The sequence below is a fragment of the Enterococcus sp. CR-Ec1 genome, assembly GCF_002850555.1.
GTDB classification, from domain to species: Bacteria; Bacillota; Bacilli; order Lactobacillales; family Enterococcaceae; genus Enterococcus_D; species Enterococcus_D entomosocium.
This window is the reverse complement of the sequence record NZ_CP025223.1, coordinates 1,974,852-1,989,187: the sequence shown is the minus strand read 5'-3', so window position 1 is coordinate 1,989,187 and position 14,336 is coordinate 1,974,852. Positions and strand designations below refer to the sequence as shown.

General features: G+C 42.6%; 12 protein-coding genes. All 12 read left to right on the top strand.

The features are described from left to right. Positions 1–6 precede the first annotated feature (6 nt). Entirely contained in the window at positions 7–2,037 is a 2,031-nt protein-coding gene (ligA, locus tag CXM95_RS09585) for an NAD-dependent DNA ligase LigA (protein WP_034872674.1), read from the top strand. Positions 2,038–2,252: 215 nt separating this feature from the next. Beyond that, the gene (gene gatC, locus CXM95_RS09580; protein ID WP_005225977.1) at positions 2,253–2,558 is read left to right on the top strand and encodes an Asp-tRNA(Asn)/Glu-tRNA(Gln) amidotransferase subunit GatC; all 306 of its coding nucleotides are present in this window, start codon (positions 2,253–2,255) and stop codon (positions 2,556–2,558) included. Then, entirely contained in the window at positions 2,558–4,030 is a 1,473-nt protein-coding gene (gene gatA, locus CXM95_RS09575) for an Asp-tRNA(Asn)/Glu-tRNA(Gln) amidotransferase subunit GatA (RefSeq protein WP_101699061.1), read from the top strand. The genes gatC and gatA overlap by 1 nt, the downstream gene beginning before the upstream one ends. Then, positions 4,027–5,457: an Asp-tRNA(Asn)/Glu-tRNA(Gln) amidotransferase subunit GatB gene (gene gatB, locus CXM95_RS09570; RefSeq protein WP_005225979.1), complete on the top strand. Its 1,431-nt coding sequence runs from the start codon at positions 4,027–4,029 to the stop codon at positions 5,455–5,457. The genes gatA and gatB overlap by 4 nt, the downstream gene beginning before the upstream one ends. A 10-nt stretch (positions 5,458–5,467) precedes the next feature. Then, positions 5,468–6,502: a diacylglycerol kinase gene (locus CXM95_RS09565; RefSeq protein WP_005235735.1), complete on the top strand. Its 1,035-nt coding sequence runs from the start codon at positions 5,468–5,470 to the stop codon at positions 6,500–6,502. 371 nt (positions 6,503–6,873) lie between these two features. After that, a complete protein-coding gene (locus CXM95_RS09560) occupies positions 6,874–7,173 on the top strand; it encodes a YlaN family protein (RefSeq protein WP_008380108.1) in 300 nt (99 codons plus the stop codon). Between the two features lie 2 nt (positions 7,174–7,175). Continuing rightward, a complete protein-coding gene (locus CXM95_RS09555) occupies positions 7,176–8,339 on the top strand; it encodes an FtsW/RodA/SpoVE family cell cycle protein (protein ID WP_005235746.1) in 1,164 nt (387 codons plus the stop codon). A 22-nt stretch (positions 8,340–8,361) separates the two neighbouring features. After that, positions 8,362–11,790 carry a pyruvate carboxylase gene (locus CXM95_RS09550; protein ID WP_005235747.1) on the top strand — a complete coding sequence of 1,143 codons (3,429 nt, stop codon included), beginning with the start codon at positions 8,362–8,364 and terminating at the stop codon, positions 11,788–11,790. Between the two features lie 15 nt (positions 11,791–11,805). Next, entirely contained in the window at positions 11,806–12,936 is a 1,131-nt protein-coding gene (locus CXM95_RS09545; RefSeq protein WP_005235750.1) for a CAP-associated domain-containing protein, read from the top strand. Positions 12,937–12,972: 36 nt separating this feature from the next. Beyond that, complete coding sequence (locus tag CXM95_RS09540; protein WP_233499033.1) at positions 12,973–13,350, top strand: YlbF family regulator; 378 nt, start codon at positions 12,973–12,975, stop codon at positions 13,348–13,350. Beyond that, positions 13,337–13,681 carry a YlbG family protein gene (locus CXM95_RS09535; protein WP_005235753.1) on the top strand — a complete coding sequence of 115 codons (345 nt, stop codon included), beginning with the start codon at positions 13,337–13,339 and terminating at the stop codon, positions 13,679–13,681. The genes CXM95_RS09540 and CXM95_RS09535 overlap by 14 nt, the downstream gene beginning before the upstream one ends. Positions 13,682–13,781: 100 nt before the next feature. Then, positions 13,782–14,336 carry a 16S rRNA (guanine(966)-N(2))-methyltransferase RsmD gene (gene rsmD / locus CXM95_RS09530; RefSeq protein ID WP_086299401.1) on the top strand — a complete coding sequence of 185 codons (555 nt, stop codon included), beginning with the start codon at positions 13,782–13,784 and terminating at the stop codon, positions 14,334–14,336.

The window sequence follows — 14,336 nt, the reverse complement described above, 5'->3', positions numbered from 1 at the left end:
ATTAGGATGGATGTCCCTTCAAAAGAAATCCAATCACGAGCAGAAGAGCTGCGTACGCAATTAAATCAGTACGCGTACGAATACTATGTAAAAGATCAACCTTCTGTTGAAGATTATCTCTATGATCAGCTGTATGCAGAACTGGTTGAAATTGAAACCAATTATCCGCAGCTAATAACCGAAGACTCGCCCACCCAACGAGTAGGCGGCATCATTTTACCTGGCTTTGAAAAAGTCACCCATGATATCCCACTTTATAGCCTGAACGATGTCTTTGACAAAGAAGGAATCGTGGCTTTTGATGCTCGTGTTCAAAAAGCATTGGGGAAAGCGGTAGATTATGTCTGCGAGTTAAAGATCGATGGATTGTCAATTTCCTTGAAATATGAAGAAGGGCGCTTTGTTCGGGGAGCGACTCGAGGAGATGGTACGGTAGGTGAAAACATTACAGAAAACCTAAAGACTGTCAAATCGATCCCACTGAAATTAAAAGAACCGATCTCGTTGGAAGTTCGTGGCGAATGCTATATGCCAAAGGCTTCGTTTTTGAAATTGAATCAACAGCGAGAAGAAGAAGGGGTGGAGGTTTTTGCCAATCCGAGAAACGCAGCTGCTGGAAGCTTACGTCAATTAGACACTCGGATCGCAGCCCAAAGAAACTTGAGCACCTTTTTATACACACTTGCTGACTTTGGTCCAATTGAAGCTAATGATCAATTTTCAGCATTGAATGAACTGGATCAATTAGGCTTTCGTACAAATCACGAACGCAGAGTGTGTCACACCATCGATGAAGTGTGGGCATATATCGAAGAGTTTCATGACAAGCGCAGTGAGCTCCCGTATGAGATTGACGGCGTAGTCATCAAAGTCAATAATTTTAAAGATCAAGATGCGTTAGGCTTTACCGTAAAAGCACCCCGATGGGCGGCGGCATATAAGTTTCCACCGGAAGAAGCGGAAACAGTGATCGAAACGATCGAATGGACCGTGGGACGGACGGGTGTTGTGACACCGACCGCTGTTATGACTCCTGTTCGTGTTGCTGGAACGACGGTCAGCCGTGCTAGTCTCCATAATGTAGATTTCATTAAAATGAAAGACATTCGCATTGGCGATTCGGTCATCATCTATAAGGCGGGGGACATTATTCCAGAGGTTGCGAAAGTCTTGGAAGAAAAACGCACGGAAACAAGTGAACCCTTTGAAGCGCCTACACATTGTCCCGAATGTGGGAGTGAGCTGATCCATTTAGATGAAGAAGTTGCCTTGCGTTGTATCAATCCGAAGTGTCCAGCGCAGATTAAAGAGGGCTTAAGCCACTTTGTTTCCCGAAATGCTATGAATATTGATGGTTTAGGGCCACGTGTTTTAGAGCAAATGTTCGATAAATCCTTAGTCAAAGATGTGGCCGACTTGTACTTTTTAACAGAAGAACAATTGCTGACCCTCGATAAAATCAAAGAGAAATCAGCTAATAACCTTTTGCGTGCCATCCATCAAAGCAAAGAAAATTCAGTTGAGCGCTTGATTTTCGGGCTAGGCATCCGTCATGTTGGTGCCAAAGCGGCTCGGATTTTAGCGGAACATTTTGGTGACCTTCGGACCCTTAGCAAAGCCAAAGAAGAAGAGATCATTTCGTTGGAAACCATTGGTGCTACAATTGCAGAAAGTGTCGTTACGTATTTTGACAATCAAGAAGTTCACGACCTTTTAGATGAACTTGAAAAAGCGGGTGTTAACTTTGCTTATCTAGGGCTGAGAACGGATCAATTGGAAGAAGTGGAGTCGCCATTTAAAGAGAAAACAGTCGTTTTGACAGGGAAATTGAGTCATTTCACCCGCGAAGAAGCCAAAGAAAGAATCGAAAACCTTGGTGGAAAAGTCACCGGAAGTGTGTCGAAAAAGACTGATATCGTTGTTGCCGGGGAAGAGGCTGGCAGTAAACTGACCAAAGCCCAGTCCCTAGGCGTTACCGTTTGGGATGAAGCTCAAATGGTGGCTGCGATCGAAGGCAGTCATTCGGCAGAACAATAACTGTTAAGTATTGTCACAGACGAGAAGCAGTTGTTTCTTCTTGTCTAATTGAAATCATTTCTTCCCTGCAATACGAGGAAAGAAATGATTTCTGCTTTTATTTGCAATTATATTTGATAATTTTCAAATTCTATTTCATGATTTGTTAAAAAAATGATACAATACATTGGAAAAACGTAAACGTAGATTACGGATACGAGAAAGAGGAGGATTTTATGGCGATCAGCGAAGAACAAGTCAAACACGTTGCCAAACTAGCAAAACTTTCATTCTCAGACGATGAATTACATGAGTTTACCTCTCAGCTAGGAAAAATTATTGATATGGTTGAAACACTTGAAGAAGTGGACACCACAGGAGTACCATTCACATCGAATGTCGCAGAAACGATCAATGTGATGCGTGAAGATGTAACGACCGGTGGCTGGGACCGTGATGAATTAATGAAAAATGTTCCAGAATCTGAAGAAGGCTTTATTAAAGTGCCTGCAATCATTGACAATGGGGAGGCGGGTGCCTAATGACTGAACTATATAATAAAAGCTTAGAAGAATTGCATAGCTTATTAGTATCAAAAGAAATCACTGCGACAGATCTAACGAGCAAAACCTTTGCTCGCATTAAAGAAACAGAGCCAAAAGTCGATGCGTTTCTTGCATTGAACGAAGAAAAAGCCCATGCGTTAGCGCAAGCTATCGATCAAAAAGGTATCACTGAAAGCAATGTGTTGGCAGGGATTCCCATTGGGATCAAAGATAACATTGTTACCAAAGATCTACGCACAACAGCTGCTTCTAAAATTTTAGGCAACTTTGACCCAATCTACGATGCAACCGTCATGGACAAAGTTTACCAAGCAGACATGATTCCAGTAGGTAAGTTAAACATGGATGAATTTGCGATGGGGGCGAGTACGGAAACGTCGTTCTTTAAGAAAACAAAAAACGCTTGGGACGAGACAAAAGTACCTGGTGGTTCATCAGGTGGCTCGGCGGCTGCCGTTGCAGCGGGACAAATCCCCTTATCATTAGGTAGCGATACGGGTGGTTCGATTCGCCAACCAGCAGCTTTCAATGGAATCGTCGGGTTGAAGCCAACATACGGACGGGTTTCTCGTTTTGGTTTGATCGCGTTTGCATCTTCGTTAGATCAAATTGGTCCAATGACCCGTGGTGTGAAAGACAATGCCATCGCATTAAATGCCATCAGTGGGTTTGATGCAAAAGATAGTACGTCAGCCGGGGCAGCTGTTCCTGATTTTACAGCAGGTCTGACTGGTGATATCAAAGGCATGAAAGTTGCTTTGCCAAAAGAATACTTAGGCGAAGGAATTCAAGCGGGCGTCCGAGAAGCGATCTTAAAAGCTGCAGACACTTTCCGTGCGTTAGGAGCGACCGTGGAAGAAGTCAGCTTGCCACATTCAAAGTATGGGGTAGCTGTTTACTATATCATCGCTTCTTCAGAAGCAAGTTCTAATTTGCAACGTTTTGACGGCATCCGTTACGGTTTCCGTTCAGAAAATGTCAGCAATTTAGAAGATGTCTATGTTAATTCGCGCAGTGAAGGATTCGGGGAAGAAGTAAAACGTCGGATCATGTTAGGTACGTTTTCACTAAGTGCTGGCTACTACGATGCCTACTTCAAAAAAGCCGGTCAAGTACGAACGTTGATCAAACAAGATTTCGATAAGGTCTTCAGCCAATACGACTTGATCATTGGCCCAGCTTCCCCAACGGTAGCATTTGGTATTGGAGAAAATATCAATGATCCGATCACTATGTACTTGAATGATATTTTAACCATTCCTGTGAACTTAGCAGGACTGCCAGGGATGTCGATTCCAGCAGGTTTTTCTGAAGGACTGCCTGTCGGCTTGCAGATCATTGGGAAACATTTTGATGAAGCAACCATGTATAAAGCGGCTTATGCCTTTGAACAAGCAACTGATTTCCACACGAAAAAACCAGTGATTTTAGGAGGGGATAAGGCATGAACTTCGAAACAGTCATTGGGCTTGAAGTCCACGTAGAATTAAAAACAGAATCAAAGATTTTTTCTCCAGCACCTGCTCACTTTGGCGCTGAACCAAATAGCAACACGAATGTGATCGACTGGGGCTATCCAGGTGTTTTACCAGTAATGAACAAAGCGGCTATCGAATTTGGGATGAAAGCTGCGCTTGCGTTGAATTGTGAAATCTCAAAAGAAACACATTTCGACCGCAAAAACTATTTCTATCCTGATAATCCAAAAGCCTATCAAATTTCACAATTCGATCAACCGATAGGTCATGATGGGTGGATTGAAATCGAAGTGGAAGGTAAAAAGAAAAAAATCCGCATTGAGCGAGTTCATTTGGAAGAAGATGCCGGGAAAAACATGCACGGCAAAGGCGGTTATTCTTATGTTGATCTAAATCGTCAAGGAACCCCTTTGATCGAGATCGTTTCCGAAGCAGATATGCGTTCACCAGAAGAAGCATATGCGTATCTAGAAGCATTGCGCTCAATCATCTTGTTTACAGAAGTATCTGATGTGAAGATGGAAGAAGGTTCCATGCGTTGCGACGCCAATATTTCGTTGCGACCTTACGGCCAAGAACAATTCGGAACAAAAACAGAATTGAAAAACTTAAACTCTATGTCCTTCGTGAAAAAAGGTTTAGCATTTGAAGAAAAACGCCAAGCCAAAGTATTGCTTTCTGGAGGCGAGATCCAACAAGAAACTCGTCGTTTTGATGAAGCAACCAGCAAAACTTTATTGATGCGTGTCAAAGAAGGTTCTTCTGATTATCGTTACTTCCCAGAACCAGATATCCCACGATTTGTGATCGATGATGAATGGATCGAACGGGTACGTCAAAGCTTGCCAGAAATGCCGCAAAAACGTCGTGCCCGTTACATCTCTGAATTGGGCTTACCAGAATACGATGCAATGGTCTTGACTTTATCAAAAGAAATGTCCGATTTCTTTGAAAAAACCATTGATGCCGGTGCTGATCCCAAACAAGCTTCTAACTGGTTGATGGGGGAAGTTTCAGCGTATCTGAACAGTGAAAAATTGGAACTGCCAGAAACAAAATTAACCCCAGACAATTTAGCGGGAATGATTCGTTTGATCGCCGATGGCACCATCAGTTCGAAGATTGCGAAAAAAGTCTTCAAAGAATTGATCACAAACGGCGGCGACGCTGAAGAAGTCGTAAAAGCCAAAGGATTGATCCAATTATCAGATCCTGCGCAATTACTACCAATGATCAATGAAGTATTAGATAACAACCAACAATCCGTCGATGACTTCAAAAACGGAAAAGACCGCGCAGTTGGTTTCTTAGTTGGTCAAATCATGAAAGCAACCAAAGGACAAGCGAATCCAGGCGTTGTGAACAAGCTGTTGCAAGAAGAACTAGCAAAGCGATAAGAGGCAAGCGATGAAAAGAGCAAGAGTAATCTATAACCCGACATCTGGGAAAGAATTGATTCGAAAAAATTTAGCAGATATTTTAGATGTTTTGGAAAGAGGCGGTTATGAGGCGAGTGCGTTTGCCACGACCGCTGCACCATTTTCCGCCCGTGATGAAGCAAGAAGAGCTGGCGAAGCTGGTTTTGATTTGGTGGTAGCTGCCGGTGGTGATGGCACGATCAATGAAGTCGTCAATGGGATCGCTCCTTTAGAAAAGCGACCAAAAATGGCGATCATTCCTGGAGGCACGACCAATGACTACGCACGAGCACTAAAGATTCCCCGTACAGATATCAAAGCAGCTGCGGAAGTGATTTTGAAGCAGCAAACGGTGAAGATGGATGTTGGAAAAACACCTAACACGTATTTTATCAACATCGCTGCTGGCGGACACTTAACAGAACTGACCTATGATGTTCCTTCTGAGTTGAAAAGTGTTTTTGGCTACTTAGCTTATCTAGCAAAAGGAGCGGAATTACTCCCTCGTGTCAAACCGATCAAAATGCATCTAAAGTATGAAGACGGAGAATACATTGGCGGAGCGTCGATGTTCTTTTTAGGGCTGACGAATTCAGTGGGAGGCTTTGAACAGATTGCGCCTGATGCAAAGCTTGACGATGGGAAATTTTCGTTGATCATTGTCAAAACGGCCAATATTTTTGAGATTGTCCACTTAGTTGCTTTAATGATGAATGGTGGCAAGCACATCAACGATCGTCGTCTGATTTATACGAAAACATCTTTTCTTGAAGTAGACGCGCCAGAGCAGGTCAATCGATTAATGATCAACCTTGATGGTGAATACGGCGGAGATGCTCCTATGCGCTTTGAAAATCTACACAATCATATTGAGTTTTTTGCGAATGTCGATCAAATTCCTGATGATGCGGTCGTTGGTGAGCAGAACTATCAAGAGATGAGCGAAGGTTTTATTAAAGAAGTCGAACGTCTTTCCGATGAGGACATCAATGGAGATGGCAAGATCGGCGACGAAACAAGGTAAACGATTTTTCTTTTCATGCAAAGTGAAAGAACAGGGACTTTTGGACCTGTTCTTTTTTTAAAAAATAAATTGTGGAAAAAGTAACAGGAATATTTTTAAGAAAAGTTGATAGAACAGCTTTTCTTAAATTTTAGTAAAGGACGTTTTTTGCGTTATGTTCCACAGTGGACGTTTGTTTCACGGATATTAGCGTGATTCATGAAAATAAAACGAATGAAAAATTGGAAAAACGAACGATCTTCGCTAAAAAACGAACTTTTTGAAAATATACTCGTTAAAGTTCGTCATTTACGTATTTCTATGCAATCTAATGATGCAAAAGCCAGAGAGAATATGCTATAATGGTGAAACGAAGAAATGGGGGGACCGGAATGGAGCACATCGATTCTACAAAAGCGCTAGATCTGCTTAGAGATGACGCAGAACGAATCAAAAAGCTGATCCGAAACCAAGAAAATAGTTTATGTATCGCACAATGCAAAGCATTTGAAGAAGTGGTTGATACCCAAATGTATGGTCTATCACGGCAAGTGGCATTTGCGATCCGCTTGGGGATCGTCGATAATCAAACAGGACAACAATTGATGGCGGATCTCGAAAAAGATCTGAACCAATTGTACAGCGAGGTCTATGAAGACCAGCGGACACCTGAAATCGGCAAGGAGGCATAAACTTGCCAGAAAAAGTAAAGAAAAGACATTTATTAGATTATAGTATTTTACTGCCTTATATAGTGATGTGTGTTACGGGTTTGATGATGGTCTACAGCTCCACATCCTATGTTGCGATGACCGCCACACAACCGACCACAGCTGCTTCTTACGTCATCAATCAAGCAATATTCTGGTTGTTGAGTCTAGTAGCAATCACTGTCATGTATAAAATGAAAACGGATGTTTTTCGGAACAAAAAATTTGTCCAGATCGCCATGATCGTCATTTTGTTTTTATTGATCGCTGCCTTCTTTTTCCCAAGAAGAAACGGGGCACATGGTTGGTTAACGATTGCGGGCTTTTCCATTCAACCAGCTGAGTACTTGAAATTTATTGTCATCTGGTTTTTATCTGTGACTCTTTCCTATCGTCAAAAAGGTATCCAACAAGAGTTTTGGAAAACGGTTTGGCGTCCAATCGGAATCGTCTTCGTCTACACCGGGATCATGGCCTTTTATCCCGACTTCGGGAATGCTGTGATCGTCATGCTACTGGCTTTTGTCGTTTTATTATCTAGTGGTCTGAATTACCTGTATACCCTGATATTAGGTGTGGCAGGAATCGTAGGCAGTACATTGATCGTCTTCTTGGTAAATTTAACTGGTGGAAAGCTTTTACCTGATTATGTCTATAGTCGCTTCTCATCATTTTTAAACCCATTTGCGGATGAATACAATACAGGTCATCAAATGGTTAATGGGTATTACGCAATGTTCAACGGTGGGCTTTTCGGACGCGGACTTGGAAATAGTATCCAAAAACGTGGCTTCTTAAACGAAGCGCACACCGATTATATATTTTCGATCGTTATGGAAGAATTAGGCTTGATCCCATCGATCATTATCTTAGGTGTTTTGTTCTATATGGTGGGACGGATCTTTCTTGTCGGTATCCGTTCAAGAGATCCCTTTAATTCCATGATGTGTATCGGCATAGGGACATTATTTATGTCTCAGATTTTCATCAACTTAGGGGGGATCACTGGTTTGATCCCATTGACGGGAATCACTTTTCCGTTTTTAAGTCAGGGTGGGTCAAGTTTGCTGATGCTGTCGATTTGTATTGGTTTTGTATTAAATATCAGTGCCGAAGAAAAGAGGAAACAATATTATTTGAATTATTGATCAATTGAATGGAGTGGATTAGATGAAGAAAATTCTTGTTGCCAATCGTGGAGAAATCGCGATCCGTGTCTTCCGCGCATGTGCGGAGTTAGGAATCAAAACAGTCGGTATTTATGCTGCAGAGGATGAATACTCTGTCCATCGCTTTAAAGCAGACGAAGCGTATTTAGTGGGGAAAGGCAAACGACCGATCGATGCGTATTTAGACATTGAAGATATTATTCGCACAGCGAAAAAAGCCGGGGCCGAAGGGATTCATCCAGGGTACGGCTTTTTATCAGAAAACCTGGGCTTTGCTCAGCGCTGTGAAGAAGAAGGTTTGATTTTCATCGGACCATCCACTCACCACTTAGATATTTTTGGCGACAAGATCAAAGCAAAAGCAGCGGCAATCGAGGCGGGGATTCAATCCATTCCCGGATCTGACGGTCCAGTGGCATCGATTGACGACGTTTTAGCATTCGCTGACGAACATGACTATCCTATCATGATCAAAGCAGCTCTTGGCGGCGGTGGTCGAGGTATGCGTGTCGCTCATGACGAAAAAGAAGCACGTGATGGCTACGAACGTGCCAAAAGTGAAGCGAAAGCGGCATTTGGTAGTGACGAAGTTTACGTTGAAAAATATATTAGTAATCCAAAACATATTGAAGTGCAAATTCTAGGGGATACGCACGGAAATGTCGTCCATCTATTTGAACGTGACTGCTCCGTTCAGCGCCGTCATCAAAAAGTAGTCGAAGTGGCACCTTGTGTGTCAATGACGACTGAACAACGGGAAAAAATTTGTCAAGCTGCCGTTCAATTAATGAAGCATGTTGGCTATATCAATGCCGGAACAGTGGAATTTTTAGTTGAAGGCGATAAATTTTACTTTATCGAAGTGAACCCTCGGGTCCAAGTGGAACATACAATCACTGAAATGATCACCAATTTAGATATCGTGACGACACAAATACTAATTGCACAAGGCAAGGATCTGCATAAAGAAATCGGGATTCCTGAACAAAAAGATATTCGCTTTGAGGGTGTTGCGATCCAATGTCGCGTGACGACAGAAGACCCAGCGAATAATTTTATGCCGGATACTGGTAAGATCGATACCTACCGCTCTCCGGGTGGGTTTGGGGTTCGTTTAGATGTTGGAAATGCTTACGCCGGTGCGGTGGTAACCCCGTATTTCGACTCACTGCTTGTAAAAGTCTGTACACATGCGGCAACCTTTGATCAAGCGATTCAGAAAATGATGCGCTGTTTGAAAGAATTTCGTGTACGTGGGGTAAAAACAAACATTCTCTTCATGCGAAATGTCGTTTCTCATCCAGCCTTTCGTTCGGGTGAAGCCAAAACCACCTTTATCGACAATACGCCGGAACTATTCAATTTCCCTCGGATTCGTGATCGTGGAAACAAAACCATGAAGTATATCGGGGAAATTACCATCAATGGATTTCCGGGGATCGAAAAACAAAAGAAACCATTTTATAATGAGCCACGGATGCCACAACACATCCAAGCAACGCCTGATTTTGTCAGCGCCAAAAATATTTTAGATACGAAAGGTGCCGAGGGTGTCGTTGAATGGATCGGTCAACAAAACAATGTCTTACTGACGGATACAACCTTCCGAGATGCCCATCAAAGTTTGTTGGCAACTCGTGTAAGAACCCATGACTTTAAGAAAATTGCCGCGATGACGGAAGCTGGTCTGCCACAATTGTTCTCAAGTGAAATGTGGGGTGGAGCAACGTTCGACGTTGCCTACCGTTTCTTAACAGAAGATCCATGGGAAAGATTGCGGATGTTCCGGAAAAAAATGCCGAATACTTTGTTGCAAATGTTGTTTAGAGGCTCCAATGCTGTGGGATATTCCAATTATCCAGACAATGTATTGGAAGAATTCATCAAAGAATCTGCAGCGCAAGGAATTGATGTGTTCCGAATCTTTGATAGTTTAAACTGGGTTCCACAAATGGAGAAAAGTATTCAAGCCGTTCGCGATACAGGAAAAATTGCAGAAGCAACGATTTGTTATACCGGGGATATCAATGATCCGACCCGTCAAAAATATTCAGTACAATACTACAAAGATATGGCGAAAGAATTGCAAAACCTTGGTGCCCATATCATTGCTATCAAGGATATGGCTGGATTATTAAAACCGCAAGCGGCTTATCGTTTGATCAGTGAGCTAAAGGATACGATCGATGTGCCGATTCATCTGCATACCCATGATACGAGTGGAAATGGGATCATTACTTACTCAGCAGCTACTAAAGCCGGTGTTGACATCGTGGATGTCGCTATGTCAGCGGTCAGTGGCGCAACGAGTCAACCAAGTATGAGTAGTTTGTATTATGCACTATTGAACGGCGAACGCTGCCCAGAAATCAATGTAGACAATATCCAACAGTTGAACCACTACTGGGAAGATGTCCGCATGTACTACCATTCCTTTGAAAATGGCTTGAACGCACCTCAAACGGAAGTGTACAAGCATGAAATGCCGGGGGGACAATATACCAATCTCCAGCAGCAAGCCAAAGCCGTTGGTTTAGGCGAAAAATGGGATGAAATCAAAGAAATGTATCATGAAGTCAATATGATGTTTGGAGACATCGTGAAAGTGACGCCTTCTTCGAAAGTCGTTGGGGACATGGCACTCTTTATGGTTCAAAATGGCTTGTCTGAGAAAGATGTTTTTGAAAAAGGCGATACATTAAGCTTCCCTGAGTCAGTAATTACATTCTTCCAAGGTGAGTTAGGTCAGCCAGTTGGTGGCTTCCCGAAAGAATTACAGCGCATTATCTTGAAAGGACGCCCAGCCTTTACCGAACGTCCTGGAACATTCGCGAAGCCAGTTGATTTTGCTGATGTGAAGCAAGAACTAGCGGAGAAAATCGGCTATGAACCAAAACATGAAGAAGTCTTGAGCTACTTGATGTATCCGCAAGTCTTCCTTGATTATCGAAAAGCTTATGAACAGTTTGCAGATGTGAAAGTTCTTGATACTCCAACTTTCTTTAACGGCATGCGCTTAGGTGAAACGATCAATGTTGAATTAGAAAAAGGCAAAATCTTGATCATTCGTCTAGATGAGATCGGTGAGCCAGATATTGAAGGCAACCGAACACTCTTCTTTAACTTGAACGGACAACGCCGAGAAATCGTCGTTAAGGACAACTCAATCATCAGCTCTGTTCAAACGAAACGTAAAGCAGAGCCAACGAACAAAGAACAGATCGGTGCTTCGATGAGTGGCTCAGTTTTAGAAGTATTAGTCAAAAAAGGCGACCGGGTGGCGCGTGGACAAACCTTGATGGTCACGGAAGCGATGAAAATGGAAACTTCGGTTGAAGCCCGCTTCTCAGGCGTAGTTGAACATGTGTATGTAACCGATGGGGAACCAATTCAGTCAGGAGATCTTTTGATTGAAGTCAAAGAGAAGTAAGGAGTCGATCCACAGATGAAGCGAAGAGGATTATTGTTTTGCGGCTTATTTGTCCTAGCCCTAATAATCGTGTATTTGCAGCCAGTTTTCATGCAAAACGCTTCAGATTCAAGAGTGACGATCGAAAACCCAATCAAAGCACCAACAAACATGAATTACGAACCAATCGCAGCTCAAGGATTAGCTGAATTGATCGGGGAACCTGTTTCGGATTTCGAAGAAGTCTATGGTCTTCCAGTTCAAACATATCGATCAGGTTACGAGTTTGAAATTCGGGTCTACAATCAATTAGACGATCAACAGTATGTTGAGATCAATACCGATGGTGAAAGTGTGCAAGCAATCAAAGTAATCGGCGCCGGGGGCTCTTCCCTGGCACCTTTTACGATGGGCATGACCTTGACTGACTTGACGGAGTTGACCATGATCTATCCTAACTTTACCTTGACACAAAATGATCGTGCGATCAGTTTCGAATTGATGGAAGAAGATATGAACTACCGTCCATTAGTGGCTTTTGACAACGGGACATTTGCTGTTTTGTTCTTTGATCAGGAGACTGCCCAACTGCAAGCCGTCACTTACTTGGATCAGACCACATTACTTAAACTGGCACCTTATCCCTTGACGGAAGGGCAGCGACCGCTGTTTCAAGTTTCGCAAACAATTGACCAAGCCCAAGCCAACCTTGAAAAAGAGACCCTGGCGTTTGTTATCATCGATAAAATTCGCCAGCAAATCGGCTTAGACAGCTTCTCACAAGATACCCAAACACATCAAGAAGCAGCTGGACTTTTATTTAATTTGACGAATAACCTATCAGACTATTTGACTTCTCAACGAATCCATTCTTATCAACGAGCACTTTCTTCGGAAAAGACAAGTAATTTTGTCTTATCGAATGACGAATGGCGAGAGTTGTTAGCGGAAAAGGAATTGGAAGCATCTGCTTCAATCTTCGAAGCGCCTGTTTATGATCCAACTTTTACGATTTTATCTTGGTTCAGTAATCCAAGATTTACTGAGCGCCTGACCCATGAACAATCAGAAAAGATAGGAATTGCTTTTTCTGAAGCAAATATGGTAGTCTTAGTGCAAGAAGATGTGGAAGGGACCGAGGATAGTACGTCAGATGATTTACGATGAAGCCTTTTTGAGATTGAAGATCAAATCGAAGCACTTGTGAAGGCAATCAAAGCAAGTGAAACGTGTAAAACCTATCAAAAAGCGAAACAGGTCATGCATCAAGACCCTGATGTTCAGACATTGATGCGATCGTTTTTAGAAAAAAAACTAGATTTTGAAAGAATTGAAGCTTACGGTGAGTATGCGCCTGATTTCAAAGAAAAAAAACGGGCGTTGCGCACAGCCAAGCGGCAGTTGGATCTTAATGAACAAGTAAGTGAGTATCGCTGGAGTGAAACACAACTGCAGCGTTTGCTGGATGAACTGACTGTGGCGATCTCTACTTGTTTTTCTCCCTCTGTCAAAGTGGACGCTGGGAGTCCCTTTTTTCAATCAAAATCAAGTTGTGGAGGAAATTGTCATGCACGAGGATAAAGAGCCTTTTACGATGCAAAAGCGTCGAGGATTGATCGTATGGGTTTACAGCCTACGTCAACTAAAGAATTTGCGTCGTTTTGGTTTTGTTCATTATGTGTCACGCAAGATGAAATACGTGGTCATGTATTTGAACGAAGAAGAATACGAAAGCAAAAAAACAAAAATCGAGCAGTTTCACTTTGTTCGACAAGTTGAAGCTTCCTATCGACCAGATGTCGAAATGGATTTTGCTGAAAAAATTGGTACGTCAGCAGCCTATCCAGTGAAAGACGAAGGGTTTGATATCGAAGAAAAAAATACGATGATTCGATTGGCAGAAAACGTGTAATAAAAAAGTGGGGGTGCCTTGAGTCACCGCCATTTTTTTATTGCTATTTATAGAAACAGTGCTATATTTGTATTTACGAAGATCTTGGAGGGAAAAACGTATGCGTGTAGTAGCCGGAGAATATGGTGGCCGCAGATTAAAAAGTCTCGCTGGAGACAACACTCGCCCCACGACAGACAAAGTAAAAGGGGCGATTTTTAACATGTTAGGGCAATATTTAGATGGAGGAGTTGTACTGGATTTATTCAGTGGAAGCGGGGGCTTGGCTATCGAAGCGGTCTCTCGTGGTGCCAATCATGCGGTTTGTGTCGACCGTAGTTTTCCAGCAACCAAAGTGATCCGCGAAAATATTGCTATAACCAAAGAACCCGAAAAGTTCACGGTGTTAAAAATGGATGCGAATCAAGCTTTACGGCAGTTTGCAGCTGAGGGACAAAGTTTTGACTATTTGTTTTTAGACCCACCATACGCAAAGCAAGAGATTCTGCAACAGTTAGAAGCTATGCTGAAGGATGAATTGATTCGTCCGTCTGCATACGTAGTTTGCGAAACAGACAAGTCCATCGACTTACCAGAACAAATCGGCTCGTTGCATTTGGACCGTGCCCAAACCTATGGCATATCGGCAGTGACGATCTATAGAAATGAGGGATAA

Coding starts and splice junctions, on each gene's coding strand:
- CXM95_RS09560 (WP_008380108.1), top strand. CDS start 6,874: ATGGAGCACATCGATTCTACAAAAGCGCTAGATCTGCTTAGAGATGAC.
- CXM95_RS09565 (WP_005235735.1), top strand. CDS start 5,468: ATGAAAAGAGCAAGAGTAATCTATAACCCGACATCTGGGAAAGAATTG.
- CXM95_RS09545 (WP_005235750.1), top strand. CDS start 11,806: ATGAAGCGAAGAGGATTATTGTTTTGCGGCTTATTTGTCCTAGCCCTA.
- ligA (WP_034872674.1), top strand. CDS start 7: ATGGATGTCCCTTCAAAAGAAATCCAATCACGAGCAGAAGAGCTGCGT.
- CXM95_RS09535 (WP_005235753.1), top strand. CDS start 13,337: ATGCACGAGGATAAAGAGCCTTTTACGATGCAAAAGCGTCGAGGATTG.
- gatC (WP_005225977.1), top strand. CDS start 2,253: ATGGCGATCAGCGAAGAACAAGTCAAACACGTTGCCAAACTAGCAAAA.
- CXM95_RS09550 (WP_005235747.1), top strand. CDS start 8,362: ATGAAGAAAATTCTTGTTGCCAATCGTGGAGAAATCGCGATCCGTGTC.
- gatB (WP_005225979.1), top strand. CDS start 4,027: ATGAACTTCGAAACAGTCATTGGGCTTGAAGTCCACGTAGAATTAAAA.
- rsmD (WP_086299401.1), top strand. CDS start 13,782: ATGCGTGTAGTAGCCGGAGAATATGGTGGCCGCAGATTAAAAAGTCTC.
- gatA (WP_101699061.1), top strand. CDS start 2,558: ATGACTGAACTATATAATAAAAGCTTAGAAGAATTGCATAGCTTATTA.